Source organism: Candidatus Krumholzibacteriota bacterium, assembly GCA_034520215.1.
Taxonomy (GTDB): domain Bacteria; phylum Krumholzibacteriota; class Krumholzibacteriia; order Krumholzibacteriales; family WJIX01; genus JAGHBT01.
Genome location: JAXHNR010000002.1, coordinates 1 through 23931, shown reverse-complemented (window position 1 = coordinate 23931; position 23931 = coordinate 1). Strand labels below are relative to the sequence as shown.

At 46.8% G+C, this 23931-nt stretch carries 21 protein-coding genes and 2 pseudogenes; 15 read left to right on the top strand and 8 right to left on the bottom strand.

The window, feature by feature from the left end:
- Window positions 1-41 precede the first annotated feature (41 nt).
- Window positions 42-404, bottom strand: coding sequence for a metalloregulator ArsR/SmtB family transcription factor (locus U5O15_06795; GenBank protein MDZ7860358.1), 363 nt, complete (start codon window positions 402-404; stop codon window positions 42-44).
- A gap of 144 nt (window positions 405-548) precedes the next feature.
- Between U5O15_06795 and U5O15_06790 the strand changes: the two genes are divergently transcribed.
- The 13 genes and pseudogenes from U5O15_06790 to U5O15_06730 all read left to right on the top strand — a co-directional run bounded on the left by U5O15_06790 (window position 549) and on the right by U5O15_06730 (window position 10510).
- Window positions 549-773, top strand: a complete 225-nt coding sequence (locus tag U5O15_06790) for a hypothetical protein (GenBank protein ID MDZ7860357.1) — start codon at window positions 549-551, stop codon at window positions 771-773.
- 166 nt (window positions 774-939) lie between these two features.
- The gene (locus U5O15_06785; protein ID MDZ7860356.1) at window positions 940-1290 is read left to right on the top strand and encodes a metalloregulator ArsR/SmtB family transcription factor; all 351 of its coding nucleotides are present in this window, start codon (window positions 940-942) and stop codon (window positions 1288-1290) included.
- Between the two features lie 14 nt (window positions 1291-1304).
- Window positions 1305-1478, top strand: a complete 174-nt coding sequence (locus U5O15_06780; protein MDZ7860355.1) for a permease — start codon at window positions 1305-1307, stop codon at window positions 1476-1478.
- A 25-nt stretch (window positions 1479-1503) separates the two neighbouring features.
- Window positions 1504-1737 carry a thioredoxin family protein gene (locus tag U5O15_06775; GenBank protein MDZ7860354.1) on the top strand — a complete coding sequence of 78 codons (234 nt, stop codon included), beginning with the start codon at window positions 1504-1506 and terminating at the stop codon, window positions 1735-1737.
- 177 nt (window positions 1738-1914) lie between these two features.
- The gene (locus U5O15_06770) at window positions 1915-2364 is read left to right on the top strand and encodes a thioredoxin family protein (protein ID MDZ7860353.1); all 450 of its coding nucleotides are present in this window, start codon (window positions 1915-1917) and stop codon (window positions 2362-2364) included.
- Window positions 2361-3065, top strand: coding sequence for a cytochrome c biogenesis protein CcdA (locus U5O15_06765; GenBank protein ID MDZ7860352.1), 705 nt, complete (start codon window positions 2361-2363; stop codon window positions 3063-3065). The genes U5O15_06770 and U5O15_06765 overlap by 4 nt, the downstream gene beginning before the upstream one ends.
- A 34-nt stretch (window positions 3066-3099) precedes the next feature.
- Window positions 3100-3873, top strand: a complete 774-nt coding sequence (locus U5O15_06760) for a hypothetical protein (protein ID MDZ7860351.1) — start codon at window positions 3100-3102, stop codon at window positions 3871-3873.
- A 26-nt stretch (window positions 3874-3899) separates the two neighbouring features.
- Entirely contained in the window at window positions 3900-5192 is a 1293-nt protein-coding gene (locus U5O15_06755) for a TolC family protein (GenBank protein ID MDZ7860350.1), read from the top strand.
- A gap of 144 nt (window positions 5193-5336) precedes the next feature.
- Window positions 5337-6344, top strand: a complete 1008-nt coding sequence (locus U5O15_06750; GenBank protein ID MDZ7860349.1) for an efflux RND transporter periplasmic adaptor subunit — start codon at window positions 5337-5339, stop codon at window positions 6342-6344.
- Between the two features lie 171 nt (window positions 6345-6515).
- Window positions 6516-8009: an efflux RND transporter permease subunit gene (locus U5O15_06745; protein MDZ7860348.1), complete on the top strand. Its 1494-nt coding sequence runs from the start codon at window positions 6516-6518 to the stop codon at window positions 8007-8009.
- The gene (locus U5O15_06740; protein MDZ7860347.1) at window positions 8009-9529 is read left to right on the top strand and encodes an efflux RND transporter permease subunit; all 1521 of its coding nucleotides are present in this window, start codon (window positions 8009-8011) and stop codon (window positions 9527-9529) included. The genes U5O15_06745 and U5O15_06740 overlap by 1 nt, the downstream gene beginning before the upstream one ends.
- On the top strand, window positions 9526-10131 hold the full coding sequence (locus U5O15_06735; GenBank protein MDZ7860346.1) for a thioredoxin family protein: 606 nt from the start codon (window positions 9526-9528) through the stop codon (window positions 10129-10131). The genes U5O15_06740 and U5O15_06735 overlap by 4 nt, the downstream gene beginning before the upstream one ends.
- A gap of 232 nt (window positions 10132-10363) precedes the next feature.
- Window positions 10364-10510: pseudogene (locus tag U5O15_06730) on the top strand (ATP-binding cassette domain-containing protein).
- 111 nt (window positions 10511-10621) lie between these two features.
- Here the strand turns inward: U5O15_06730 and U5O15_06725 are convergent.
- From U5O15_06725 to U5O15_06705, 5 genes are all read right to left on the bottom strand, one after another.
- On the bottom strand, window positions 10622-12073 hold the full coding sequence (locus U5O15_06725; GenBank protein MDZ7860345.1) for a potassium transporter TrkG: 1452 nt from the start codon (window positions 12071-12073) through the stop codon (window positions 10622-10624).
- A 2-nt stretch (window positions 12074-12075) separates the two neighbouring features.
- Complete coding sequence (locus U5O15_06720; protein MDZ7860344.1) at window positions 12076-13488, bottom strand: Trk system potassium transport protein TrkA; 1413 nt, start codon at window positions 13486-13488, stop codon at window positions 12076-12078.
- Between the two features lie 610 nt (window positions 13489-14098).
- Complete coding sequence (locus tag U5O15_06715; protein ID MDZ7860343.1) at window positions 14099-14452, bottom strand: response regulator; 354 nt, start codon at window positions 14450-14452, stop codon at window positions 14099-14101.
- The gene (locus U5O15_06710) at window positions 14449-18144 is read right to left on the bottom strand and encodes a chemotaxis protein CheB (GenBank protein ID MDZ7860342.1); all 3696 of its coding nucleotides are present in this window, start codon (window positions 18142-18144) and stop codon (window positions 14449-14451) included. The genes U5O15_06715 and U5O15_06710 overlap by 4 nt, the downstream gene beginning before the upstream one ends.
- A 134-nt stretch (window positions 18145-18278) precedes the next feature.
- The gene (locus U5O15_06705; GenBank protein ID MDZ7860341.1) at window positions 18279-19883 is read right to left on the bottom strand and encodes a diguanylate cyclase; all 1605 of its coding nucleotides are present in this window, start codon (window positions 19881-19883) and stop codon (window positions 18279-18281) included.
- 447 nt (window positions 19884-20330) lie between these two features.
- On the opposite strand from U5O15_06705, the gene U5O15_06700 reads away from it, so the two are divergent.
- Window positions 20331-20660 carry a hypothetical protein gene (locus tag U5O15_06700; protein ID MDZ7860340.1) on the top strand — a complete coding sequence of 110 codons (330 nt, stop codon included), beginning with the start codon at window positions 20331-20333 and terminating at the stop codon, window positions 20658-20660.
- A 30-nt stretch (window positions 20661-20690) separates the two neighbouring features.
- Here U5O15_06700 and glnA read toward each other — a convergent pair whose 3' ends face one another.
- Window positions 20691-22016, bottom strand: coding sequence for a type I glutamate--ammonia ligase (gene glnA, locus U5O15_06695; protein ID MDZ7860339.1), 1326 nt, complete (start codon window positions 22014-22016; stop codon window positions 20691-20693).
- A 200-nt stretch (window positions 22017-22216) separates the two neighbouring features.
- Entirely contained in the window at window positions 22217-22930 is a 714-nt protein-coding gene (locus tag U5O15_06690) for a flavodoxin family protein (GenBank protein ID MDZ7860338.1), read from the bottom strand.
- A 516-nt stretch (window positions 22931-23446) separates the two neighbouring features.
- Here U5O15_06690 and U5O15_06685 point away from each other — a divergent pair.
- Window positions 23447-23931, top strand: a pseudogene (locus U5O15_06685) (Glu/Leu/Phe/Val dehydrogenase dimerization domain-containing protein).

The following is a 23931-nucleotide window of genomic DNA, read 5'->3' as shown; positions in this document are numbered from 1 at the left end:
TTGGCGAAATTGCCGGGTTCCCGGGCAAAAAAACTACTTGGCTACGACGTTTTAACAGATTGCGCGTTTGATTTCAACACATCCTCAACGCATCCGAAAAAGTTCAGAATGCATCGGATTTTGAGACTGTACCACACCTGAAGTCCGCGTTTTTCACCCTCGACAATTCCTGCCTGTTTCAATACGGAAAGGTGTTTTGAGACGGTTGAGATATCAGCGCCGATCATGTCACGCAGCTCACAGACACATCGTTCACCCTTATCCAGTTCATCGACGATGAACAGCCTGGTCGGATGTGCCATGGCTTTGATGATCTGTGCTCGAGCTTCGTATTTCTGTTTCGTTTTTTTGTCCATGAGCATTGTTATAACCTTATCTAATTTGTTAATTGGCAAAATAGCCAACAAGCTTGATGATGTCAAGGTATTTTTCTGCCTGAAATACACCATATCTTGAAATGGCTGTAACCTGTTGTTAGATAGCGGTATAAAGGCCGGCGCCCCCCTAATATGTTCCCCTCATCTATCAAGAGGTAGGATGCGGAGAAGATGATAAGGTGCATAAAACAGAGCTATGACATAGAGAACATCCGGCTTCTGAGATACAGGGGTCTTCAGAACATGATGGTGATGGCGCTATGTGCGATGTACTTTGCCGCGATACATCTTGGAGACAGTATCAGGCTGAAAGCTGTTGCTCATTATGCGCTGAAAGAGGCGAAGAGATTTTTCGGTATCATTGACTTAGGTATGCTGCCCTTGCCGATGGAATAAAAGCCTTCTGGAGGGATTTGAAGGGCCGTTCCTACCGCAGCAAAGCCCAGCTGCCACTCTTTGACACTTAAAAAATTGGGGAAACTCCACCACACAAGAAAAAGGTTGACAGTTAAATGGTTGCATTTTATATTTCGTTACTGGACGAAATGAAAAAGGTGATATAATGAACACGCTCATACCAGTTTTTAAAGCTTTATCGGATAAGAACCGTGTAAGAATACTGAAGATACTTCAGGTCAAACCTTTATGCGTATGCGAAATAACAGAGGTGCTGGGATTGGCAATATCAACGACTTCAAAGCACTTATCAATACTTAAAGAAGCAAATTTAATATTTGAGCAAAGAGAACATAAATGGATTAACTATTATATCAACCAGAAGACACAAAAGGAATATGCAAAAGAAATACTTGGGTTACTTAGGGAATGGGTGAATGATGACAGTATAATCCATAATGATCTTGTGAAAGCAAGTAAAGTCAGTCGTAATGATCTTTGTAAAGGTAAAGGCTGATGCGCGTTGATTAAATTTCACTATTATGCAAATGGCTGGCCTATCTGGTTGCTTCTGTATCCGGGTCGATCGTCGCGGTCTGTTCCTTCACCATTTTGCCCCGGTTCTCCAGCATCCAAATGCGGGGTGCCGGACCGGGGCATCTAATCGCCTTTCTCCGGTCCGGCTATCAATATTCCGGCCATTGACTGTATTAAAATGAGAGGTAAGGAAATGAAAAAATTACAAATTCTTGGCACAGGATGCCCCAAGTGCAAGAAGCTCACCGAGCTGACCGAACAGGCGTCGAAAGAGCTGGGCATCGAATATGAAATCGAAAAAGTGACGGACATCAACGACATTATGAACTTCGGCGTGATGATGACGCCGGGCCTGGCCGTGGACGGCGAGGTGAAAGTGGCGGGAAAAATACCGAATGTGGAAGAAATTAAGAAAATGCTGGAATAGCCATGGGCTTATCAGGTAAGAAAACGGTTAAACGCAACGCTTGCGGCAAGGAAGTTCCGGCATTCGAAGTCCGTCATTTACGTTTGAAAACGTGCTGTTCACACTGGCAAGTTTCCGATCGAGAACCACTGACAAAGCTGGTGGTTTGAAGATCAATCAATTACAAGGAGAAATAATATGATGAAAAAATGTCAAATCGTCTATCCTCTTTTTTTTGTTATACTGTTGATGCAAGTCAACTGCTCTGATCAGAAAAACGAAGAGACATCCGCCGCAAAAACAAAAAAACAGACAACCGTTTCAGATACTTCCTCACATTTGCAAAAGAGCAGTAAATCGGATTCACTGCTGGTCACTTTTATTGAACTGGGATCAGTGAAATGCATCCCGTGCAGGATGATGCAGCCAATTATGGATGAAATTGAAAAAGAGTACGCCAGGCAGGTCAAAGTTGTGTTTCACGATGTCTGGACTGAAGAGGGAAAGCCCTATGCCCGAAAATACCGAATACGTGCCATTCCCACCCAGATTTTTCTGGATAAAGACGGCAATGAATATTTTCGGCATGAAGGATTTTTCCCCAAGGAAGAGCTGGTCGAGGTATTGAAAAAGAAGGGTGTGAAATGATACAAGATTTGTTCGTCTGGTTGACCCAAAGCCTGAGCGGCGCGGCATGGCTTGCCCTGACCGCATCCTTTTTATGGGGTATTTTGAGCATACTGCTCAGCCCGTGTCATTTATCGTCTATCCCGCTGATCGTGGGATTCATCGACGGCCAGGGCATTGTCGCAAAGAAGCGCGCGTTCATCCTGGCCGCACTTTTCTCTGCCGGTATACTGATTACCATCGCGGTCATCGGGCTGATCACGGGGCTGATGGGGCGCATTATGGGCGATGTGGGAAAGATCGGCAATTACGCGGTCGCCGTGATTTTCTTTGTAATCGGCCTGCATCTTCTTGAAATCATCAATCTGCCTTTTCTGGGCGTTCACAATCAGCCCAAAATGAAGAAAAAGGGCGCTTTGGCCGCGTTTATCATTGGCCTGCTTTTTGGCGTAGCCCTTGGCCCGTGCACATTCGCCTATATGGCGCCCATGCTGGGGATTGTATTCAATACAGCCTCATCACAACCCGTAGTTGCCGGATCTTTGATCCTTGTGTATGCCATCGGGCACTGTTCGATTATTGTACTGGCCGGGACCTTCACCAGCATGGTACAGAAATACCTGCACTGGAACGAACGGTCCAAAGGCGCTGTGATCCTGAAAAAGATCTGCGGGATTCTGGTGATTCTGGGAGGTGTATATCTGATCTGGGGCGTATATTGACATGAACATTAAATTGAAATTGGAGGAAACAGTCATGCGAAAATCAAATTTTTTTAATTATTCTGTTTTCTTGCTTGCCTTTGGCATTTTAGTGGGTATCGCCGATTCGGTTTTTCCGATACAAGAACCAGTTTTTTCTGCAGAACTTAAGAATTTCGATACCATGGTGCTTCAAAGCCGACAGAAAATGAGGAAGTACTGCGCCATTGTGCAGGAATTAATCAAACAGGAAGATTCTCAAAAGCAAGCGAAAGGACTGGAACATATCCGACAGTCCACGGCGTTATGGGAAAACGTCCAGCAAAAATTCCAGAGCCAGCCGCCGGCCCAATACAAGCAGGACAAGAAATTCAGTGCCCGTCTGGATGCAATTCATCAAGGCATGATCGATATGGAAAAGCATTTGGCTAACGGAATGTTTAGAGATGCACTAAAAACTTGTGGCGCAACCTGCGCCTTGTTTGTAAAAATGCATGAAGAAAATAACCTGGTCTATGCGGCGGACCGGCTGTTTCACTTGCGCAAGCTGGCGAAAAAGATGATCAGTGAAGAGCAAAAATCAGGATTGGCTTCCATTAAGCCGATGCTGGGCGATCTGCTGAAGCTTCGGGACAATGTTTTCTTGGCGCCCTGCCCCGCGCCTGATAATGAAGCACGCTGCAAGAATTATCAGACTGCCCTGAAAACGCTATCCGCACAACTGGATGATCTGGCATTGAGTGTGGGCAACGATAATAAAGCGTCAGCAGAAAAAATACTGAAAAATCTCCTTCCAGCCATTAATCGGGCGTATGGGATTGCATTATAATTGAGAATAAAATCATTGGAGTTAATATGAAACGAAAAATTATTATCGTGCTTTACTCGTTATTCATTCCCCTAGTGCTTCATGCCCAGCAAACGGTTTCAGACACTAGCGCCATTTCGTTACATGATGCGATGCAGGAGGCTCTCGCCAACAACGAGCTGTTGAAAAAAGCTGCGTCGCGCACCAAAGCCGGTCAGGCAAGGCTTCAGCAGGCCGAAGGAGAGCTGCTGCCGAAAATCGAAGGGAATTTTTCATACGGTTATCTGGATATTGTGCCCGGGTTCAGGAAACAGGTGCTGGGAAATATTCAACATGATCTTTTCCCAACTATTTCTATCAGTCAACCCATATTTACCGGGGGAAAATTAAAACATACCAAACAGGCGGCGGAAGCGGAAGTTCAATCGCTGGAACAGTCCTTTGTTTCCGAACAATTGAATTTAAAGCTGGCGGTCACCTTTGATTATTTCCAGTTGCAGACGCTGAAAAATCAAGAACAGATCCTGCTGGAGAATCGAAAGCAATTGGAGACACAGCAGCGCTACGCCCGGCTGTTAGTGGAAGCCGGTCACATGTCGCAACTGGAGCTGGACCGTATTAGCGTTGCCATTGCTACCACGGATGGTAATTTGCTTGAAATTCAGAACGATTATCAGGCCGTGTCATATGAGCTATGCCTGATGCTTGGCAGAAAACGCCCCCAGATTTTACTGCCGCAGGACTCTTTGCAGGTGATTCCATTCGAGCAGAGCCCGGAAACCCTGGTGCCGACGGCGCTGGAAAATAATCCCACCTGGAAACAACTGGAGTTCGATCTGCGCAAAGGCGAAGCAAAAATAAAAATTCAGCAGGCGGCGCGACTGCCGCAAGTTTCTGCCCAGGCGTATTACGGTTATGAATTCGGATTTGAATCCTTTTCTCTGGATAAGAACAAGCGCTACTTCTGGGGTCTGAACATCGAAGTGCCCATCTATGACGGCAACGTCATCGGAGCAAAGATCGATGAGGCAAAAGCAGGTTTGGAGCAGATTCAATGGCAGCGTGAATATGTGCGCAAGAATCTGGTAACCCAGGTGCAGAACAGCTACACTCGGCTAAAAGAAAAAGAGCAGCAAATCGCCATTCATCAACGGGCGGTGGAGCAGGCGCGGCAGAGTTATCGCCTGGCCATGATCGAATATCATGCCGGTCGGCGTTCCAATACGGACTTGCTGGATATTCAGAAGACGTTGCTCAACAGTCAGCTAACCTTGGATCAGGCAACGCTGGATTATAATATTGCCCGCGCCCGGCTGCTGGCAGTGATGGGAATTTTGTGACTGGGAGCCAATGCCTGATCACCGAGCCGGCAACCGCTGTCAATGACAACGGACAGCGGCGCCAAAATGGTGGGACTGCAGGTGACAGAATTAAATCTAGTAGATGAGGAATGAGGTCGAGATGAAACGAATATTTCAATCGTAATGGCTGTCGCTTGTATCGCTCTGGCTGATCCAGCGGCTGCGGCTCGAAACCAGGAGAAGTCCGCGGAAGTCAAAAAATCCGTATGCCAAACTGGTCAAGGTGCAGCCGGTTCAAAACCGGAAAACTCGATGGAAAAACTACAATTGCCCGGAACGCTGCGGGCGGAGAATGTTGCCAATATCCTGGCCACAGGCGAAGGAAAGATTTCCAGATTGCTGGTACACGAAGGGGATCGGGTGCAAGCCAATCAAGTAGTCGCCATGCTCAGCTCGCTGTTGAGGGAAGACATAATCAATTCGGCGCGGTTGCTCGTGCAGGCAAAAAAAGATGAGCTGGCAAAAGATCCCAATAATCTGAAACTCCAACAAGAATTGAAGCGGGCGCAGCAGGATTACCAGTTTGCCCTGCAGCAATATAAAGAAAATCCAGTGACATCGCCGATCGATGGCGTGGTTTCCCGGCGCTGGGTTGATCTCGGCGACATGGTGCCAGCTAAAACCAAACTGTTCGAAATTCAGAGTAGCGCAAAATTACGGGTGGATGTCCATGTTTCGGAACTGGATATCCGTAAACTTGAGATCGGACAGTCGGCTGAGATTCACGCTGATGCCTGCCCCGAAAAGTTTTTCAAAGGGATTGTACAACGCATCTATCCGCAGGTAGACAGTCAGACACGCAATGGCATGGTGGAAATTCAGCTCAAAAAACCTTGTCCCAACTTAAAAGCTGGCATGTTTGTCCAGGCGACGTTTGTCACCCGAACGCTCGCAAGGCATCATTGCGATTCCCGTACCATGCGATTATTGAGCGCCCTCAAAACAAGGCCTGTTTCATCGTCGAAGAATGGGAAAGCAGAAGAGAAAGTGGCTCTGGTCACCGGCATCGGAGGCCGGATGGCTGGCTGGAGATTCGTTCCAGGAGTCTCGCTGTCAGGCGATCAACTTGTTGTCGAGGGACAGCAAGAGTTGAAAACAGGGACGGCAGTAAAGATTCAGGGGAATGTATAGCCGCAAAACTACAGAGAACACCTAAAAAAGGTATCAAAAAATATCTATGTGCTCGGTGTCTTTGGGTAGAATAGAATTGGAGTATGAAAATGAAACTTACATCTATCAGCATTAAGCGCCCGGTAGCCACCACTCGTGCTTGATGGCAACGGCGATCGTCCTCGGGCATCTATGGCTATTCCCAGCATGCCCACAGACTTTCTGCCGGACATCACCTACCCCATGATCAAGGTCTATGTCTACTGGCGCGGCGCGACCCCGGAGGAAATCAACGACAACATCAGCCGATCGCTGTCGAGCGCGCTCATGAGCACCGTGGATGATCTCGATTACCTGGAGTCGTCCAGCATTGAGGGTATGTATACTCTGCTGATCAATTTTGAATACGGCACGGATGTGGATGTGGCGTATCAGGATGTTGTGGCGAAAATGGGGCTGGCGGGCCGCAAACTGCCGCCCGACGTGGACCCGCCGATCATGTTCAAAGCCGATCCGTCGCAATTGCCGGTGGTGCAGCTTATCATTCAGTCCGAGGGTAGGGATATAGTGAAACTGCGCACCTGGGTCGAGAATGTGCTGCAGGATCAGTTTCTGGCAGTGAAAGGCGTGGCCGGCACCGAAATTGTCGGCGGGCTGGAGCGGGAAATCCGTGTCCATCTCGATCCCGAACGGCTGGCTGCCTACAACCTGACGTTGAACCAGGTGATCAATCGGTTGCGGGAAGAAAATATTGAGCGGCTGGCGGGGCGTGTAACCGAGGGGAGCCGGGAATATATTGTGCGCACCACCGCAGAATTCCATAGCATGGAAGATATACGCAACGTGGTTATTTTAAATAACAATCATTCGATGGTGCGTTTAAAAGATCTGGCAGCTGTGGAAGACAGCCACGAAGACGAGCGCGTGATTACCCGGTTTAACAGTAAGCCTGCCATTAAATTAAACATTCTCAAGCAAGCTGACGCGAACACGGTTGAAGTGGCGGAAGCGGTAAACCAGTTGACCAAAAAACTGAAAGAAACCATACCGCCCGACATTCATTTTAACACTGTGGAAAACCAGGCAGATTACATTAAAGGCGCTATCGCCGGCGTCAGAGATTCTGCCATTGTCGCCGTGCTGTTGGTTATTCTGGTGATCTTTCTTTTCCTGGGGCACTGGCGGCAGGTGCTGGTGATGCTCGTTGCCCTGCCGGTTACGATTCTGTTCAATTTTTTTCTGATGAAACTGGGCAATTTTTCCATCAACATATTTTCCCTGGGCGGACTGGTGGTGGCCATGGGCGTGGTGCTGGACAACTCCATAGTGGTGATCGAAAATATCACCCGGATGCATCTGATAGAAGGAAGAAGCAGTGACACAATAGCAGACAACGCTACTAGCGAAGTCGCACTTGCTGTGCTGGCGTCCACCCTGACTTTTTTGGCGTTGTTCCTGCCGTTTCTACTCATTCCGGGTCTAACATCATTGTTGTTTCGCGAATTGATTCTAACCATCGCGGGGATCGTGGTCATTTCGTTGGTTGTAGCGCTGACCGTCACGCCCATGCTGACCCACTACCTGGTCACCGCCAAGGGGCATCCCCGCAAACATCACAGCCTTGCCGACCGTTTCATTCGAGGTCATCGACCGCAATCTATCGCCGGGCTCTGGATGTTCTTCTGATGTTCCGCTGGATTGTCGTAGCGGTTTTTATCGCGCTACTGATCGCCGCCGTCTTTTTCTTCGGCAAGATCGGCAGCGAATTCCTGCCCAAAGTGGATGACGGACGGCTCATGATAAAGGCGATTTTGCCGACCGGCACCTCCGGTAGCCCGCACCGACAGCCTGCTGGCCCGGCTGGAGAGCGTCGTGCAAGACGACCCGCTATGTGGACAAGTATTTTGTGCTGTCCGGCGGAAAAGTTTGGGGGCTCATTACCTACGAAATCGCCAATGAAGGCGAGATTGGCATCGAGCTGGTTCCCAAAGCCAATCGGCCCTTTTCGACCGAACAATACATGCCGAACGCATCAAGACCGTCAGGTGATGAAATCATGCGTTCCTGGCGCCAGACTGGTCGTGAAACAGGCAAAGATGAAAGGCATCCGTAAAATGGGCGAATCGGACGTGGAGATCAAAGTCCGAGGCTTCGATTTAAACAGATTGAATGAAATGGCGCAGCAGGTGGCAGCTCGTTTGAATAAAATAGACGGATTGACCAATATCCGCGTCGGTACACAGATTACCAAGCCTGAATATCAGATTCACGTGGATCGTCTGCGACTGGCAGATTTGGGCATTTCCACGCAGACAATCTCTAATTCAGTAAAAAGCCTGATTGACGGCGCGGTGGCCTCCCAATATCGCGACCAGGGTGAGTATTACGACATTCGGGTGATGGTGCCTGAAAATCGCATGACTTCAAAGCAGGATATCGAGAATCTGTTCATCGATGGAAGAAACGGTGAGAAAGTGCCGCTGCGCACCGTGGCAAAAGTTATCCCGCGGTTGGGGCCGGTAGAGATTATCCGTGAGGATCAGGTGAAACAGATTGTGGTGTCCAGCGACGTGACCGCAGGCGCCAGCGTGGGTGAAATGGCAGCGGTAGTCAATCAATCGCTGGCTGATATCCCTATGCCTGAAGGCTATTCGTTTGAGTTTGGCGGCCAGGTCTATCTGATGCAGGAAAGCCAGAACGTCATGATAAAAATAATCTTGTTCGCTCTGTTCTTCGCTTATGTCATTCTGGCGATACAATTCAATTCCTTTAAACAGCCGCTGCTGATTTTAATGGGGGTGCCCTTCGCTTTAGTGGGCGTGATTGCGGCGTTACTTCTGACCGGTTTTCCGGCCGGTGCCACCGTACTCATCGGCGTGATCATCATGACCGGCGGTATCGCCACCCAGGGCGTGGTGCTGATCTCCTTTATCAATGAATACCGCCGGAAAGGCCTGGCGCTGCGGGAAGCGATTCTGGAAGCGGCGCCCCTGCGCGTGCGTCCCATTCTGATGACTCAGGCAACCACTATGCTGGGCTTAATGCCGCTGGCGATCAACTGGGGTGAAGGCGGCGACATGCTTAAGCCGATGGCCATCGCGGTGATCGGCGGATTGTTCTTTTCCCTGTTCGTGACGCTTCTGTTGCTGCCGAATCTGTATTTTATTTTTGAGAAAACCTTCAAATCGAAAGGAGAATCTTCATGAACATTAAAATTATCGGTAGGGACAGCGCCATGCAGAGGCAGCTTAAAACTGATGTGGAGGATATTATCCACGAATTGGGCCTTGAATGTAAGCTGGATATTATTCATCATATGAATGAAATTCTGAAAATAGAAGAAAAGAATATCTTGCTCACTCCGGCTTTGATTGTGGATGACAAAATTATATGCCAGGGTCATATATGGGCCAAAGAACATATTGCACAATTTATGCAGAAGCACTGTTCAAAAACCGAGCGGAAAAATAACAATGAATTAACCAACAAGTTCTCATACTGGAAAGGCATACCCAGAGAAGAGATTGATTGGGCGCCGATTGTCGATTTGAATAAATGCACAGGCTGCGGCATATGCGTGACCTCTTGCGGCCGAAATGTTTTTGATTATGACTGGGGCCGTAAAAAAACTGTTGTTGCTCGACCGCTCCAGTGCATGGTGGGGTGCACATCCTGCAAAGTGTGGTGCGTTTATGATGCCATCCGTTTTCCGGATAGTGATAGAATCAGAACGCTAATCAAAAAACGCGGCGTCTTGGAGGTCGCTAAAAAAGATCTTGATCAGCGAAAAATACAACAGCAGCAATAGCGCTTTAATTATAAGAAATTCGGGTTTTTCTGTCGACGGGGGCGGTGCGAACAAGCAAGGCTATTTTGTCCATTATCGAGTAAATGGAAAGACTCTGGCGGAATGGAAAAAAATAACCCAAAGACTTTTAAATGTGGAGGATTAGCGGACGCTCCGCTCTTTGGATAGGCGGATCGGCTTCCTCAAGCACTTACGGCAATTAGGACGAAAAGAGATGAGAGAAGCGCAGATGATAGAAGCCTCTGATCTGAGCAAACGATTCGGCGATCTCACGGCTGTTGAATGCGCTGCTTTCAGCGTTCCCCGTGGGGAATTGTTTGGCTTTCTGGGCCCGAATGGCGCAGGCAAGACCACCACCATCAACATGCTCACCGGTCTGGACAGCATCATGACATTGCTTCCCGGAGTCGTGGCCATCTCCATTCTGTTCGGGACCACATCGATGCTGGCTGTGACCGTCACATTCGAAAAAAAGAACCGTTAATTTTTCTTACTTTTTCCAGAACATAGGTGTAAATATAACAAGAAGGGTGTAAATCTCCAGGCGGCCCGCCATCATTGCAAAACTCAGAACCCATTTTATATAATCGGGATAGAAGCTGAAATTCAGAGTCGGCCCGACCCTGCCGAAACCCGGGCCGATATTTCCCAGGGTAACAAGGGCGGATGAAAATGAAGTGAGAATACTGTTGCCGCCGGAAGATACAATAAGTGATACTACAAAAAGCAGCAGTATGTAGAGAAAAAAGAAACCGGAAACCAGATACATGACATCTTTCTTTAGTATATTCTCTCCAACCTTTATTTTGAATATACCGCGGGGATGAAGCAGGTATTTCATCTGATTGTTTCCCAGTTTGAAGAGTTTAACATAACGGATAACCTTAATCCCGCCCCCCGTAGATCCTGAACATCCGCCCACAAACATAAGTATGAAAAGAACTGCCTGTGCCATGAAAGGCCAGCTGGCAAAATCATCTGTCGCAAAACCTGTCGTTGTAAGTATGGAGGCGGCCTGAAACACTGCATACCGGAAGCTCTCCTCCACAGATGGGAAGCTATTACCATAGAGGCTTACAGCTATTATTATGCTGGCTACGGCGAATATACTCAGATATACCTTCAGTTCGGTATCTTTAAATAAAGCGTCTATCTTTCCGGTCAACATTTTGAAGTAAAGAACAAAGTTTATTCCCGCCAGCAGCATAAAGATCGTGATGACATAATGTATGAAAGGGGAACTGTAATGCCCCACAGAACCGGCTTTTGTGGAGAATCCTCCCGTAGCCATCGTTCCGAAAGCATGCGTGCTGGCGTTAAAAAGATCCATCCCCCCCGCCATAAGAAGAATTATCTGACATAAAGTCAGCCCCACATATACAAACCACAGTATTTTTGCCATTTTCGTTATTTTCGGAGTAATCTTGTCTACCGTCGGGCCCGGAGCCTCTGCTTTAAGCAGGCCCAGGCCTCCTGCTCCTATAAATTGAAATATAGCAACCAGCAGTACAATTATACCCATGCCGCCCAGCCAGTGCGTTAATGAGCGCCAGAAAAGTATGGTTTTGGGAAGGGACTCTATATCGGTCAATATGGAAGCTCCGGTAGTTGTAAAACCTGACATTGCCTCGAAAAAGGCGTCAGTAATCGAAGGTATCGCCCCTGATATGACAAAGGGGATTGCCCCTAAGGCAGCTGCTGAAAACCATCCAGAACTTACCAGCAAAAAACCGTCTCTTGTACTGAGATGAGGTGTTTCTTCTTTTCTTGTAAACCATAGAACAATTGAACTGAAAATCAGGATAAAACTAACCGGTACTAAGAAACTTATTGAAAGGTAAGCCTCCCGGTAATAGAAAGCGAGTATAACCGGCAGAATCATAAATACAGCCAGGATCAAAAGCAGTACAGCCAGGATTTTTATAACATACTTTACATTCACTGTCAGCCGACCACCATAGTCTCTATCTTCTCTACCTGATCCTTCTGGGCAATAATTATTACGTGATCTCCGGCTAAAATCTCCAGATCACCGTGCGGTATAATGCACTTTCCGTCCCTTACGACAGAAAGTATGAGTGAATGAGCCGGAAAACTATGGTCCATTATCTTCTTTCCGGCTAACTTGTTATTTTTTTCAAGATGAAACTCCATGATCTCAGCGTCTCCCCCTGAGATGCTGTGAATACTCATGATATTTCCTCTTCTTATTAATTTAAGAATCGGGTTACTGATACTGTCTCTGGAACTTACAATAGCATCTACTCCGAGCTTTGAAGCCATATGCATATAATTTTTATGTTTCAACAGGCTTATAGCCCGTTCTACTCCGACTGTTTTTAAATAAAGAGCCGCCAGTATATTGAGCTCGTAGTTCTTGGTGGCCATAATTACAAGATCAAAATTATCTAACCCTTCTTCGGCAATAATAGTCTCATCCGAAATATCCGCCTCTATGACTACGGCTTCCGGGAACCTGTCTGATAACTCCTTGCACTTTTCATAATCCGAGTCGATTATCTTCATATTTTTTATCTTATAGTTCCTTTTACCCCCGTTGAAATCACCCAGAACCCTGTTTATCGCGCTGGGATTTTTACTGTTCGCGTTAAGCAGGTGCTCAGCGACATAGATGGCCACATTGCTCCCCCCCACGATAAGAACGTCTCTGATCTCTATAGGCGGCTGTCCCATTATTTGGAATATCTTTTCAAGTTCATCTATTGACGCAATGAAATATATCTTATCTTCTTCGTTTATTACGGTATCTCCCGTTGGGATGACAAAACTGTCGGATTTTTCTATGCCTGCTATAAGAAAATTTGCCTGAAGTCTTTGCCAGAGTTCTTTTACAGCTATACCGTTCATAAAAGACTCCTTGCTGACCACAATATTTTTCATCTGATTCTCGCCCTGCTCGAATATAATTATCTCGCTGCTTGCGCCACTGTTTATAATCTCTATTATTTTCCTTGCCGCCTCTATGTCGGGATTTACTATAAAATCTATTCCCGGGAAAGTTTTATCTGCTCCTTTTGTGCCGAAATAATCTATATTTTTCACTCCGGCTATCGTAAATCCCACATTAAATGTCTTATATACCATGCCGCAGGTTATTATATTTACCTCATCCGAACCGGTTACCGAAATAAAGAAATCGGCTTTATCTATACCTGCCTGACTGAGTATCTCCATCCTGTTGCCCGGCCCCGTTACCACTTTGCAGTCCAGCTGTTTTGATACACGGCTTGCAACATCCGGATCCTTTTCTATCACTATTACATCCTTGTTTTCTATAACAAGCCGTTTGGTGAGTTCAAATCCAGCGTCCCCCGCTCCCACTATTACTATCTTCATAATATATATATACTCCTTCTTAATTCATGAATTTCCGCACACCGTTCTTGATATTTTTACTCGAAATTAGCCGTATATCAATCCGAACCCGGTATAAAAAACTTTAATAATGCATTTTAACCACTTTTTGCAAGTAGTAAAAACAGTTTTTTTCTTTTATCCGTACTGTTTAAAATATACTAAGTAAAAAATTAGGGAAAAAACGTGTGCATTGGTCTGGGAAAGGGTTTATAAACCGGTTTTTAAAGCATTATTACTTACCAATTAAAGCACCCTGAATCCCACCGCAAAACCCGAAAACAAAAAAATCACCGGAACAGTTATTTTTTTATAAATATGCCTTGCCTGTTAAAAAGTCAAAGTTTTTTACTCCTCGTTAAAAAGTTCTAAATAATTTTTATAATGAAATCTCTTATTTATTTTTCAAACTTTAAAATTAAATTTCTTGCATTGGAAGCTGATAACCCAGTTATTTCTTCTAACAAATTGCCGGTTACTATGGATGTAATCCTTCCATCAGAAAGATTTTTTTGTCTAACGGCCGGAGAACAGACAATTTCTCCGGAGAGCCGGCCTTACCGGCATCTGCGCCTTGACTGTGTTCGAAAACTCACCGCTTGATTTTTTTTAGAAAATCCGTCATGGGGAAGGGCTTAATAAAAACATCTTCCGCCTTATCTAACAGGTTTCGCTTATATTTCGGCAGATTGTTGATAGGGTTTCCGGTAATTATGAATAATCTGCTATTTAACTCGGCAGAATCAATTTTTCGCAGGATGCTGAACCCATCTCCGGGAAGTTTTAGATCCAGGAGAATCAGGTCGTAGCTGTACTTTTTGAGAAACTGACGTCCGGTCCCGGCATCCAGTGCTATATCCACCTCGAAACCCAGGTCGGAGAGTGTCTCGGCAAGGACTTCACAAAGGTCTTCATCGTCGTCGATGATTATCGATTTCCTGCTCATACTTCTTTTTCGTTGTAGGGAATAATCACTTTGACCGCGGTTCCTTCCCCTTCCCGGCTGTCGATCTTTATTTCACCTCCGTGGAGTTTCATGAATTCATTCGATATACTGAGTCCCAGGCCAGTGCCTTTGGTCTTGGTGGTAAAGAAAGGCTCGAAAACCTTTTTCATGACTTCTTTATCAATTCCCGGGCCGTCATCGCTTATCTCTATCATTACTTTATCTTCGGCACGGTACCCTTTGATCTCTATCTGTCCCTTTTCATGCATCACCGCCTGATACGAATTGAGAAGTATGTTTCTGAATACGTTATCCAGCTGGACAGGATCGGCATCAATGATCAGCCCTTTTATTTCCTGAATATTGATATTAACAGTTATGCCGTATTGGGGAAAGGCGTCCTCCAGGGCTGAAACAGATTTCTCGAGGACTCCGCCGATAGAAATATCTTTGAGAACTGGACTTTTGATATTCGAGAAATTCAGCAGATTGTCTATTATCACCGATGCTTCGGTGATCTTCTTGGAGATTTTATCCAGTTTCTTATGTATCTCTTTATTTCTTGTCTTTTTTCTTATATTAAAAGCCGAAACCTCTACAGTTGCCAGAGGATTCCGAAGCTCATGCGCGATCGTGGCAGAGAGTGTGCCCAGGCTGGCCAGCCGCTTTTCATTTTCGATTTCGATGTGAGCGGATATCAATTCTTCTGATTTTTTATCTACCAGCTTTTTGAGTTCGTCCCTGTTCCTTTTTAATACCTCCTGTGCCTTCCTGCGCTCTGTTTCATCGTTCTGTACGAAGAGAAAATAGATGTTGCCGGCGGAATCTTTAATTCTGTCGGCGTTCAGGAGTACTATCCTCTCCTGACCGTTTTTTGATATGATTGTCAGTTCCTCGTTTCTGATTTTGCCAGTTTTACTCCATTCGGACAGTAACTTCTCTACCCGGAGTTTTGATTCGGGAGGATAGATCTTTTCTGCCGGCTCTCCGACCAGTTCCTCCTTCTCATATTTCAGTGCCTCGAGCGCCGAACTGTTCACGTCTAGTATCTTGCCATCTTCGGATAGTATATAGCAGTAATTCTGCTGGCCCTCAAAGAATTTCCTGAATCGGTCGGAGTTAAGTTTGGCGGTTTCTTCCATCTCCTTACGCCTTGTGATATCGAAAAGAGTTACGGCTACCCCGCCAATCGAATCCTCCCGTGTTCTGTAAGGCATTATCTTCATATGGTACCAATTGCCCTTTTCGTCTTTCACTTCTTTTATCTTATACTCCAGATTCTTCAGTACTTTCTTAGAATCTTCGACAATATCGGCGCCGGTCAGGTTGGTCGATATGTTCTTGAAGGGGCGTCCCTCGTCCGATTTGATTAAGTTCATAAGTTTGCTGGTTTTTGAGCTGAATCTTCTGATCCTCAATTTCTTGTCGAGAAACAGTACGGCGATTTCAGCGTTCCTGAAAAGGTTTCTCAGGTCGTTGTTAGCTTCGTAAACTTCATCGATCTTTACCTTGAGCTCTCTGTTGGTAACGTTAAGCTCCTCGTTTAACGACTTCAGTTCTTCCTGTGAAGTCTCCAGTTCTTCATTGGCACTCTGCATCTCTTCGTTGGTGGACTGGAACTCCTCGTTCATTGAAGTCAATTCTTCGTTTGCCATTTCCAGATCGGATATGGTGGCGCTGAGATTTTTTTTGGTGAATTCCAGTTCTTTTTCCAGTTCCCTCAACCTGTATTCATCGTACTCCGCGGCGTTTTTACGTTCCGGGGGTGCCTGCTGTTTCGCCGGGGTTTTCTGATCCGTGAAAGTCACCGTCATCAGCCCGGCCAGCGGATGGGGTCTAAAGTAAGGGATTATTATAAGCTCTATATTTCTTATTTCCCCGTCTATGTCTAAATCCACCTTTCGAGAGACATCATTCTTATTATCGACCGCTTCCCGGACCAGGGCATTCAGCCTTCGCTTCAATCCATCCTTCGCCATTTCGAAAATATTGTTGACCCGGGCTCTCCCCGACGGAATTCTTAGATACTTTTCCAGGTTCCCCTTGATGTAGAGTATGTTCCCGGTATCTTCGATCAGGGCAACGGGGGGGGAATATTTATCCAGTATTTCATTCTTGAATGCCTTTATGAACCTGTTGATATGCTGTTCTTTACCCGGACTGGCTCCCTCTGTGCTTTTCCGGTCCATTTTATTTTTTCTCGCGGAGTGAAATGTGGAGGGGATTTTAATTCTTCTGTTAACCTGTCTTTTTCTGAATATTTTTAATTTTTCATCCAGAATCTTAAAGAGATCCTTGCACTGCCCCGTGCTCTCGGAGGTTCCGAGAAGAAGTATCCCCTCCTGGTTGAGGGAGTAGTGAAAGATCTGGAACAGCTTCTTCTGCAAAGAGGGGCTGAGATAGATGAGCAGGTTTCGGCAGCTCACAATGTCCAGATTTGAGAAGGGAGGGTTGGCAGTCACATTATGCTGGGCAAAGACGATCATCTCCCTTATCATTTTCTTTATATGGTAGTGGCCGTCCTCTTTCACGAAGAACTTCTCCAGTCTATCTCTGTTTACATGCTGATCTATGGTCTCCGGGTATCTTCCCCGGCGGGCGATATCTATGAATTCGGCGCCGATATCGGTGGCGAATATCTGAGTGGGGACATTCCTTCCATTCTCCATCATGTATTCCTTGCACATCATGGCTAACGAGTAGGCCTCTTCGCCTGTGGAACAGGCGGGGACCCAGATCCGGAGCGGATCATCATTTGATTTGTTCTCTATTATCCCGGGAAGGTATTCCTTCTTAATTGCCTCGAACGCTTCCGGGTCCCTGAAGAAGCTTGTTACTTCTATCAGAAAGTCCCTGAGCATCGCTTCCATTTCCGCCTTGTTCTCCTCCAGGTGTTTAATGAAATCGTTAATGTCGGGAATATCTAATATGGACATTCTCCTCTTTATCCTTCTGACAAGGGTGTTTTCCTTGTACATGGAGAAATCATGGCCGGTGCCGTAATTTATAATATTGGTTATCCGGTCTATATTTTCCCGGTTCACGGAGGAGGTGTTCTCGGCATGCTCCTTATATAAATTACCGGGGAAGGTGTTGGTAAAATTTATCAGTTCGGCGGGCATCCTGCCTGGAGCCAAGACAAAATCGGCCATCCCGGTATCTAAGGCCGAAGAAGGCATCGAATTGAAACTTGCCGTCTCCGGATCCTGAACTATCACCAGTCCGTTATGTCCCTTTATCTCCTTTATACCCAGGGTTCCCTCGCTACCCATCCCCGACATGACTATACCGACCGATCTTTCTTCCTCGTTCAGGGCAAGGGACCGGAAAAAGCGGTCTATAGGGTGCTTCAGCCCCTTTCTTTTTTCCGGTTTCCTGTACAGCAGTTTCTTGTTTCTTATTATCAGGTCCCTGTCAGGGGCGATTACATAAACTGTGTCGGGCATCACTTTCATTCCGTCTTCTATCTCGGTGACCGTCATCTCTGTATGTTTACTGAGGATTTCACTCAAATTCGATTTGTAGTCGGGAGAGAGATGTGAAACCACTATATAGGCCATACCGGTATCTGGAGGAAGCTCTTCGAAGAATTCTATCATGGAGTCCAGGCCTCCGGCGGAACACCCTATCCCCACTATGTGAAAATCGTTATCGGTGTAACGGCTCGATTTCTCTTCCGACTTTCTATTCATACTGACCTCGGCGTTTATTGTATAACATCAATTGAGTTCGATTCATTGGCATTCCGGAGCTTATCTGCCGGCCCTTGCCGGAGGCGAGCATTGGAGTTTATTTTGTCTCAAGACCGCTCCATTCCTTTAGTGTCTTAGTTGCCGGCGCGCTTTTCATCCGTACTACCCTCGCTTCTCAGGGTTTCAACCATGGCCCCGACCACCTGCGGATCGAACCGCTTTCCGGAATCTTTCTTCACGATGTGTATTGCCTCTTCTCTTGTATACGCCTTTCTGTAAGGCCTGTCCGAGATGAGGGCGTGATATGCGTCAGCCACTGCGACAACGCGCGCTCCGACGGGTATTTCCTTGCCCTTCAGGCCATTGCAATAGCCCTGTCCGTTGAACATCTCATGGTGAAAGAGTATCAAGGGCGCTATGTCCTTGAATCTCGGTATGAAGTTCACTATGTCCGCGCCCATGAGCGGATGCATCTTCATAAGATCCTCTTCGCTTTTAGTGAGCTTCCCTCGTTTATCGAGTATGTGATCGGGCAGGCTGACTTTCCCCAGGTCTCTCAAGGCGGCGGCAATCCTGATGTTATCTATTTCACGGTCGGAGAGAGACAGTTTGTCTCCTATCATGCCGGCGGTAGCTGCGATTTCATCCAGGTGCCCGTCATAGTAATGATCCCTCATGTCGACTTCCCTTGCAAAGGCGCGCACCGATTCCAGCACGGTCTTGTTGGCTCTTTTCACTATGTCGGAGAGCTTTCCCCTCATCTCATCTGCTCCGGGTTCGGGGGCGTCTTTGCCTATCCTTTCGCTCGCTTGGCCGGCAATACCTCCCGCGGACGCCACCCTGTTTCGCCCCGCGATCTTTGCCTTATCCAGTGCCCAGTCACTTGCGTCCATAAGGTTTTTCGCGGTCAAGCCGTCCTCTGGAAAACTGGATACGCCTATACTTACAGTGAGTTTCAGCTTCTTCCCTCTGGCACTGAAAAAATTTGCCTCTACCGAAGCACGCAGATGTTCCGCGAACGCGAGAGACCCATTTTTATTGGTTCGATTCAGTAGTATAAGAAACTCCTCACCCCCGTAGCGAGCCAGCACGTCGCTCTCTCTTATATGGTTTTTCAGGAATTCCGCGAAGCTTTTTAGCAAGATGTCACCGCTTATGTGCCCGTAGACATCGTTCACTGATTTGAAAAAATCTATGTCCGCCATGGCCAGCGAGAAGGAATAGCCGTATCTTTTCGCGCTCCTGATCTCGGTTGCCAGCCAGTCATTAAAGTACCTTTTATTATAAAGTCCGGTGAGGAAATCTGTCAGGCCCTGTTTCTCAAGTTTACGCTCCCTGCGGATTCGCCGTTCCTCTTCGTCCCGGATTCTGAGAGCTTCGTTTACCGCGGATTTAAGTTTGGCGGGATCCAGAGGCTTCTGTATGAACTTCAAGGCGCCTGCGTCCCACGCGTCCAGGCAGGAATCGAGGGAGGCGTACCCTGTAATCATCAATATAGACGTTGTAGAGTTGTCCTCCCTTATCTTCTTGGCGAGTTCTATACCGGTGCTGTCCGGGAGATACACATCCAGTATTGCCAGATCGAACTCGGTCTTCAGCAGCTCCTCTCGAGCCTCTGCGGCTGTATTAGCCAGAGTTATAGCGAAGTTATTCTGGTGCAGAGCCTCTTTTAGCTCATCACACATATCCGCGTCGTCGTCAACTATTAGGATATTCTTTACGTTATTTTTTACATCCAACTTTACCCTGCCGTATCAAGCCATTATCAATCGGAACGGTATTTTTGGCAATTGCGCTATCTCTCATTGTTTGGCTTATTTCTGTTTCTATTATAGAAATATCGGTTTTTTCTGTCAACAAAGAAAATGCGTGGAGTTTCCCCAATTTTTATAACCTATAAGGTAGTCGATGATTTGTAACAGTATGCGGCTGATTGATATTTTCAAAATCGTTGTCGATTTCCCCGGCGAGGTAATCGCAACTCCCACCTCGGGCTCGCTCTGCTTCTGCCCCTTCGGGTCAGAAATCCTTGCCCGCTCGCCTCCGGAGGGTTTTGAAAATATCGATCAGGCCGCACTTTCATCAGCAATGAAAGCCCTCCTCCACTTACCAATCCTGATAACTGATTGTATCTCGCAATGTTCTTTATAATACTTTGCCGAATTTTCGGGGAGCTCCAAAGAAACTTGCTGGGGAATTCTGTTATCTGTGAAGCCGGCAGGCTCTTCAGGGAGTACAATTTCCTGCTTCTTCGAATTTGGCACAGCTACAAAGGGAGCCCCGCGGTTATTCTGAAGGCGTTCGCCTCCAGAACAGCGGTCATTACCTCTGGCTGGATATACATACCGGACCTGATTGGAGAAGATAAGAGAAACGGAATGATTCCGGAAAAGGATCCGGAAGCACTGCTCAAAGCTTGGGATAAATTGACCCTGAACCGGAAGCTAAGATGCAGAATAACTTCCAACACACGTACTTACACCAAAAGATTATTCAGAGAAGACCATAACAGGTGATATTCTCGTATCAGAACTTCTCTCGGAGTATTAGCATCTGTCCAGGTACCGGGCGCGTTCCCAATCCGTTACAGCCATATCAAACTCATTCAGTTCGCTTTTCTTTGCTTCCACGTATTTTATCAGGAATTCCCTGCCGAGAAGGTCTTCCATGATAGAGCTCTTCTCGAGGTTTGACAGGGCTTCACTGAGAGAACCGGGAAGCATTTCAATGTCGAGTTCGTCTAGTTCTTCATCAGATTTCATATAGACGCTGCCCCGCATCGGTTCTGGAAGTTCCAGCTCCTGCTTGATACCTTCGAGCCCCGCTTTCAGTATCGCGGCGAAAGCAAGGTAGGGGGAAGAGCTGGGATCGGGACATCTCAATTCAGCCCTGACCGAGGATTTTCTTCCGGGAGAGGATTGAGGTATTCTAATAAGTGAAGATCTGTTCTTGCTTCCCCAGCAGATATATTTAGGCGCCTCAAAACCTGAGTTGAGTCTCTTGTATGAGTTTATAGTAGGGTTGGTGAGCGAGACGATCTCTTTGATATATTTAAGCAGTCCCGCGATGAATTGTTTGGCCAGTTTGGAGAGATTGTACCTGTCGTTTTCCTCAAAGAAGAGGGGCGATCCGTCGTTGGAAAAGAGGCTGGAATGAATGTGCATCCCGCTTCCCGGCTTGCCATAGCGGGGTTTAGGCATGAAAGAAGCGATAAGTCCGTACTTGTGAGCGATAGATTTGATTATTTTCTTTAGCAGCACCACAGTGTCAGCGGTTGAAAGAGCGTCTCCGTACTTGAATCCCACCTCGTGCTGTCCCACTCCCACTTCATGGTGAGCTCTCTCAGAGTCAATGCCGAAGAATTTAAGGGTGCTCATAATCTCTTTCCTGATATCGCTCCCCAGGTCTTTTTCCGAGCTGTCGAAGTATGAGCCGGTATCGAAATCCGGTGTGGCGATAGAGCCGCCGGGTAATTTCTTGAAAAGAAAGAATTCGACCTCGGGCCCGACATTGAACCGGTAACCCATATCCATGGCTTCCTTAACCTGTTTCTTGAGTATCGCTCTCGGGTCTCCGGTAAACACGGTCCCGTCCGGTTTGAATATATCGCACATGAAGCGGGCCGTTTTCATATCATCATTTTCGCCGGGAAGCAGAGAATAGGTGACGATATCCGGCTTCAGGAACATATCGCTCTCTTTTATCCTGGCATATCCTCTGATTGATGATCCGTCGAACCATATGCCCCTGTCCAGGGCGCCTGCCATCGCGGAGACAGGTATCTCCAGAGATTTGAGAGTTCCGAATATATCCGAGAATTCGAGCTCAACGAACTCTACATTGTCCTCTTCGACTCTTTTGAGAATATTCATTACAGGCCTCCCGCCGTGAATCTTGCTGAAAAAATAAAGTCCGCCTTCCATAACAGCATTTATAAGGTTGTAAATGTCGGATGACCGTTCAAATTACGATTCTATGTGATTCAGCGAATATCAGTCCAGAAGATTTTTTTAGAACTGAACTCCGGCACAGTTCGGCATAGAAGTCTTTTCCAGGCAGAAAGACAGTTCTTTTAATTCTGCGACTTGCCTGACTCCTTCTTCGCTGCCGAACGCCAGTCTATCTCGATCGATTCGGTGCTCTCTGCCACTGCTTTTTCCTCCACTTCGATCAGATTTGTGGGTATCCTGTTTTTCGCCAGCAATTCCGCCATAAAAACAGTATTGGCTACCATTGTTCTCTTGGTTCGGTTGGTATAGAGGTGTTTGCCGCCCTCGGCTGCTATATAGCTTGGTCCCGGGCCCGCCGGTCCAACCCAGTAGCAGTCCGCTCCCGGCGGTATGGTGCATCCGAAACGCATAAGGCAGAACTGTATAGTCTTGGCGCAGAAATGAGCGCCGTCTTCGGTGCCGGTAATAACGGCGGCGCCGACTTTATTATAAAGCGGATACTGCCCTTTATCCGGTTCTCCCTCCGAATATGTGCCCTCCAGCCGTTCGAAGACCCTCTGGGCAAGTGATGAAATGTTTCCGATCCAGATAGGTGTGGCAACGATAATTATATCCGCGTCTTTTATCCTTTCGAGTATCCGCGGCCATTCATCACCCTTACCCATATCAGATTCAATCCCAGGCAGAACATTAAAATCCACAACCCTTATGAAATTGCAACTAAGACCGTACTCTTTTTCATAAACTTCCGCTACATCGTCGCAAAGAGCGCGCGTATTGGATTCCTCCGGGCTCTTCTTCGGAGTACAGTTTATAAATAATACTTTCTGAGCCATAACAGCCACCTCCGGTTAATTTTCCAATGATAGACTCCCTGCCGAAAGATTTTAAGTTAATCTCTTTCTCAGGTCAATCGCGAACCCTGTCGGAGATTTCTCAATTTTCAATTTTTACAGAAGAGGAGGGGTTCAAAATCTAGTTCATGAATTTGTAAAAACTACAAGGGCCTATTACAGCCTGTGCCAGAAAAGTTCCAGCGCTCTTAACCTCTGCCTCAAATCATTACTGACCTTCTCCGGCAATCAAGAACCGGTGCCCGCTCACCCTCCGCGGAGTTTTGACAAAAAATCAACTGCGGGCAGGTCTGCCGTAATACGTATTCAACTTGCTCATCGGCCGACTTGTTCGATAATTCCTGGGTATTCGTTTTCTTATCCGATTTCCGGGTAAATTACAAGTTATTATATGTTGATATATAATAAGATAACAATCTCTACATCATTCTTGACTTTACATGATTCAAGAATTATTTTGCCACTGTAAAATGCCCTTAACCGGAAAGGATGTAGGCAATGGCTGATAAGTCTTTCAATCCGTTCGAGATGGCTCAGGCTCAGTTCGACAATGTTGCGGATATGCTGGAACTGGAAGAGGGGACCAGAGATCTGCTTCGCCTAAATCAGAGGGAATACCATGTAAGTATTCCGGTACGCATGGATGATGGAAGCGTTCGGGTTTTCAGGGGTTTCAGGGTTCAGCACAACGATGCCAGGGGCCCCGCCAAGGGCGGTATCCGTTTCCATCCCATGGAAACAATCGATACTGTTCGAGCCCTTGCCATGTGGATGACCTGGAAATGCGCGGTAGTGGATATTCCGCTGGGAGGCGCAAAGGGAGGCGTCATCTGTGACCCCCATAATCTGAGTCAGAGAGAACAGGAGGGCATTTGCCGGGGATGGGTAAGGCAGCTGATGAAGAATCTCGGACCGCTTAATGATGTTCCCGCTCCGGATGTTATGAGCGAGCCCACAGCACATGCTGTGGATGCTGGACGAAT

What these genes read in the sequence shown, in the direction of transcription:
- U5O15_06720 (MDZ7860344.1), bottom strand. Translation starts at nt 13,488, where the DNA reads ATGAAGATAGTAATAGTGGGAGCGGGGGACGCTGGATTTGAACTCACC.
- U5O15_06710 (MDZ7860342.1), bottom strand. Translation starts at nt 18,144, where the DNA reads ATGAATAGAAAGTCGGAAGAGAAATCGAGCCGTTACACCGATAACGAT.
- U5O15_06715 (MDZ7860343.1), bottom strand. Translation starts at nt 14,452, where the DNA reads ATGAGCAGGAAATCGATAATCATCGACGACGATGAAGACCTTTGTGAA.
- U5O15_06765 (MDZ7860352.1), top strand. Translation starts at nt 2,361, where the DNA reads ATGATACAAGATTTGTTCGTCTGGTTGACCCAAAGCCTGAGCGGCGCG.
- glnA (MDZ7860339.1), bottom strand. Translation starts at nt 22,016, where the DNA reads ATGAATATTCTCAAAAGAGTCGAAGAGGACAATGTAGAGTTCGTTGAG.
- U5O15_06775 (MDZ7860354.1), top strand. Translation starts at nt 1,504, where the DNA reads ATGAAAAAATTACAAATTCTTGGCACAGGATGCCCCAAGTGCAAGAAG.
- U5O15_06755 (MDZ7860350.1), top strand. Translation starts at nt 3,900, where the DNA reads ATGAAACGAAAAATTATTATCGTGCTTTACTCGTTATTCATTCCCCTA.
- U5O15_06745 (MDZ7860348.1), top strand. Translation starts at nt 6,516, where the DNA reads ATGGCTATTCCCAGCATGCCCACAGACTTTCTGCCGGACATCACCTAC.
- U5O15_06770 (MDZ7860353.1), top strand. Translation starts at nt 1,915, where the DNA reads ATGATGAAAAAATGTCAAATCGTCTATCCTCTTTTTTTTGTTATACTG.
- U5O15_06740 (MDZ7860347.1), top strand. Translation starts at nt 8,009, where the DNA reads ATGTTCCGCTGGATTGTCGTAGCGGTTTTTATCGCGCTACTGATCGCC.
- U5O15_06760 (MDZ7860351.1), top strand. Translation starts at nt 3,100, where the DNA reads ATGCGAAAATCAAATTTTTTTAATTATTCTGTTTTCTTGCTTGCCTTT.
- U5O15_06690 (MDZ7860338.1), bottom strand. Translation starts at nt 22,930, where the DNA reads ATGGCTCAGAAAGTATTATTTATAAACTGTACTCCGAAGAAGAGCCCG.
- U5O15_06785 (MDZ7860356.1), top strand. Translation starts at nt 940, where the DNA reads ATGAACACGCTCATACCAGTTTTTAAAGCTTTATCGGATAAGAACCGT.
- U5O15_06790 (MDZ7860357.1), top strand. Translation starts at nt 549, where the DNA reads ATGATAAGGTGCATAAAACAGAGCTATGACATAGAGAACATCCGGCTT.
- U5O15_06750 (MDZ7860349.1), top strand. Translation starts at nt 5,337, where the DNA reads ATGGCTGTCGCTTGTATCGCTCTGGCTGATCCAGCGGCTGCGGCTCGA.
- U5O15_06735 (MDZ7860346.1), top strand. Translation starts at nt 9,526, where the DNA reads ATGAACATTAAAATTATCGGTAGGGACAGCGCCATGCAGAGGCAGCTT.